A 3,427-nucleotide genomic window follows, 5' to 3' on the forward strand; every position below is an offset into this window, starting at 1 on the left:
GGCACTATATGCCCTTCCCGACTATGTCTGGTAATCGAACGATAGCCCTATTTCGCGGGCAAACAGATGGCCGCAGATAGAGATAGTCTTGATTCCTTCCTTCAGCCCCAGAGCATTCGGGAAGGAGTCCATCATGAGATACACCATCCATGACCGTGTCGTTCTCGCACGCGCACCAGACGGCCCGCTCGCGTCCCATATCGCCGCCTTTGCAAACTCGATCGCTGCGCAGGGATACAGCACCCAGTCACTGAAGTATCACGTTCGGCTCGTTGCAGGTTTTAGCCGCTGGCTCGGTCGAAACGGAATTGACTTGCGTAATGTCTGTCCTGATCAAGCGGCGCGTTACTTACGTTATCGCGCGCGGCACGTGCGACCGGGTCCGGGAGATCGTGCTGCGCTCAAGCATCTCATTGCTTTTCTCGATCGTGAGAGGCTGATTCCGGCGCAGAGGACGCCCGCGCGTCGGCTGACCCCGGTTGAGTCCTGTACCCTGGCTTACGTTGAGTATCTTCGCGAGGTGCGCGCCCTGTGCAAGGCGACGATCATCAACTACACGCCGTTCATCAGGGAGTTTCTCGAAGATTGTTTTGGTGACGGGCGCGTCAGGCTTTCGCGTTTGCGTGCCGGCGATGTCGTGAACTTTGTGCAATTTCAGGCACAGCATCTGCATCTGAAGCGCGCGAAGCTCATGACGGCAGCGCTGCGATCCTTCCTACGTTACGCGTGCTATCGGGGCGACATGACGCTCGATCTGGCCGCCGCTGTTCCCGTGGTGGCCAACTGGTCGATGCAGTCCATCCCTCGCGGGATTCCCCCAGAGCAGATACAGGAACTGCTGGTCAGTATCGATCGACGGACTGCCGTTGGTCGTCGTGATTACGCCATCATCCTGCTACTCGCGCGCCTGGGACTGCGTTCTGGGGAAGTGGCATTTCTCGACCTCGACGATATTGACTGGAACACAGGAGTTTTAAGCGTGCGCGGCAAGAGTGGCCAGCGTAACGGGCTGCCTTTGCCCGCCGATGTTGGCAAGGCGATTGCAGCGTACCTTCGCTACGGGCGACCGCAGAGCACGAGTCGCCGTGCATTTTTGCGTGCGAAGGCACCTTTCACCGGCTTTCGTAGTGCGTGTGGCGTGGGCTCCATCGTTCGGCATTCGCTCCAGCGCGCCGGTATCAACGCCCCAACCACTGGGGCACACCAGTTTCGTCATGCACTGGCCAGCCAGATGCTCCGTCACGGCGCGTCACTCCGTGAGATTGGTGAGTTGTTGGGACACCATCATCCACAGACCACGACGATCTACACGAAGGTCGACATCAAGGCATTGCGTACGCTGGCCGTACCGTGGCCGGGAGGTGTGCGATGAACACGCTGCGGCAGGCCGTTCAGGAGTATCTGGACCTCAGGCGGAGCCTGGGCTTCAAGCTGAGGGAGGCCGGCAAGGCCTTGCCTGATTTCGTCGCGTTCATGGAGAGGCACCGTGCTTCCTTTATCACCCAGGCGTTGGCGCTCTTGTGGGCCCAGCAACCTTCCAACGTCCAACCCGCCCGCTGGGCGAGCCGACTCAGTATCGTGCGCGAGTTTGCACGTCATCGTAGTGCGACCGACCCACGCACACAGATTCCTGCACCGGGTCTGCTACCGTTTTCGCCGAAGCGGGCCCGACCATACCTATACTCGAGCGACGAGATTCGCAAACTACTCCATGCTGCGCTTCAGATGCCCTGCCGCTTCGCGCGTGACGAACTGCAACCATGGACCTATTACTGCCTGTTTGGCTTGCTGAGTGTATCGGGAATGCGCCTGGGCGAAGCGCGCAATCTTGAGCTTCAGGACATCGATCTGATAGCGGCAATATTGACGATCCGCGGCGCCAAACTTGGCAAGTCCCGGTTCGTTCTACTGCATGCGTCGACCTGCAACGTGCTCGCGGACTATATTGCACGACGCAAACGTCATTGGGCGGGGCGACCCGTGTCCTCCTACTTGTTCGTGTCTAACCAGGGCAATCGTCTGGATAGTGGCGAGATTCATCGACACTTCTATGCATTGTCCCGGCAGATCGGTCTGCGTGGCGCAGCCGACAGTCACGGCCCACGTCTGCATGACATGAGGCACGTATTTGCGACGAATACGCTTTTACGCTGGTACCGCTCCGGACTGGACCCCGAGCGCCGCCTGCCCATCCTGTCAGCTTACCTCGGTCACGTCCACATCGCGGATACGCAGTGGTATCTGAACGCCTCGCCGGAGCTGATGCGCGAGGCGATGCGCCGGCTCGAACAGCGCTGGGAGATTCAACCATGACTACTACCGCCAGTCTCGCTCCGTTGCTGGAGCGTTTCTTTACGCAACGCCTGATGCAGCAGCGCCAGGCGAGTCCCCACACGATTAGTTCCTATCGCGACACCTTTCGTCAATTCCTGAAGTTCGCGCAGCAACGCCTGCACCGGCAGCCTTCACGCATGAATTTCGAGGAAATCGATGCCCCTTTGATTGTTGCATTTCTCGATGACCTGGAGAAGCGTCAGGGCGTGAGCGTTCGCAGTCGAAATCTTCGCCTTACGGCAATTCATTCATTCTTTCGTTACGCGGCGCTCGAGACGCCGGCTCATTCCGCGCAGATCCAGCGAGTGCTCGCTATCCCCAGCAAGCGCTTTACCCGCACCCTAGTGCAATTCCTGACGCGCCAGGAAGTCGATGCGCTGCTCGCCGCACCGGACCAGCGTACCTGGGCCGGCCGACGCGATCACGCCTTTTTGCTCATCGCCGTACAAACTGGCCTGCGCCTGTCCGAGATGACTGGACTTAAGCGCGATGACCTCGTCCTCGGAATCGGTGCTCACGTGCGGGTGATCGGCAAGGGTCGGAAAGAGCGTTGTACGCCCATCGTCAGATCCACGCTCGCCGTGCTGAAAGCCTGGCTTCGGGAACCCAAGCGCGGTGAGGGGGACGTGCTTTTTCCGAACGCGAGGGGCGAACGTCTCACCGTTCATGGCGTGCAGTATCTCCTAAACAAGCATCGAGAGACCGCGTCAAAAATTTGTCCGTCGTTGAAGCACAAACAGGTCACCGTTCACCGTTTGAGGCATACGATGGCTATGGACCTTCTGCAGGCGGGCGTTGATCGTTCCGTGATTGCGCTGTGGCTCGGGCATGAATCGGTGGAAACCACGCAGATCTATCTCGAAGCGACACTTGCGATGAAGGAGCAGGCTCTCGCGAAGACATCTCTGGCTCACGGCAAGCCAGGACGCTACCGGCCTGCAGACCAACTTCTCGGCTTCCTGAATGGACTGTAAGGCCACGGAACTATGTCGGGTAATGACTGGCGGGATGGCTCCGCGAGAAGTGCGCATCGGACGATCACAGACGCTTATCCTCATTACCCGATATAGTCGGGAAGGGCATATAGTGCCTC

At 59.0% G+C, this 3,427-nt stretch carries 3 protein-coding genes; all 3 read left to right on the top strand.

The window, feature by feature from the left end:
• Window positions 1–133 precede the first annotated feature (133 nt).
• From RM96_RS29695 to RM96_RS29705, 3 genes are read left to right on the top strand one after another with little or no spacing between them, the layout of a single operon-like run.
• The gene (locus RM96_RS29695; protein ID WP_039015320.1) at window positions 134–1,372 is read left to right on the top strand and encodes a site-specific integrase; all 1,239 of its coding nucleotides are present in this window, start codon (window positions 134–136) and stop codon (window positions 1,370–1,372) included.
• On the top strand, window positions 1,369–2,313 hold the full coding sequence (locus RM96_RS29700; protein ID WP_039015321.1) for a tyrosine-type recombinase/integrase: 945 nt from the start codon (window positions 1,369–1,371) through the stop codon (window positions 2,311–2,313). Before RM96_RS29695 ends, RM96_RS29700 begins: the two co-directional genes overlap by 4 nt.
• A complete protein-coding gene (locus tag RM96_RS29705) occupies window positions 2,310–3,308 on the top strand; it encodes a site-specific integrase (protein ID WP_039015322.1) in 999 nt (332 codons plus the stop codon). The genes RM96_RS29700 and RM96_RS29705 overlap by 4 nt, the downstream gene beginning before the upstream one ends.
• The last annotated feature ends 119 nt before the right edge of the window (window positions 3,309–3,427 follow it).

The organism is Cupriavidus sp. IDO (assembly GCF_000812465.1).
Taxonomy (GTDB): domain Bacteria; phylum Pseudomonadota; class Gammaproteobacteria; order Burkholderiales; family Burkholderiaceae; genus Cupriavidus.

Excerpts from the sequence above, each read along its gene's own strand:
- RM96_RS29700 (WP_039015321.1), top strand. The coding sequence starts at position 1,369 with ATGAACACGCTGCGGCAGGCCGTTCAGGAGTATCTGGACCTCAGGCGG.
- RM96_RS29705 (WP_039015322.1), top strand. The coding sequence starts at position 2,310 with ATGACTACTACCGCCAGTCTCGCTCCGTTGCTGGAGCGTTTCTTTACG.
- RM96_RS29695 (WP_039015320.1), top strand. The coding sequence starts at position 134 with ATGAGATACACCATCCATGACCGTGTCGTTCTCGCACGCGCACCAGAC.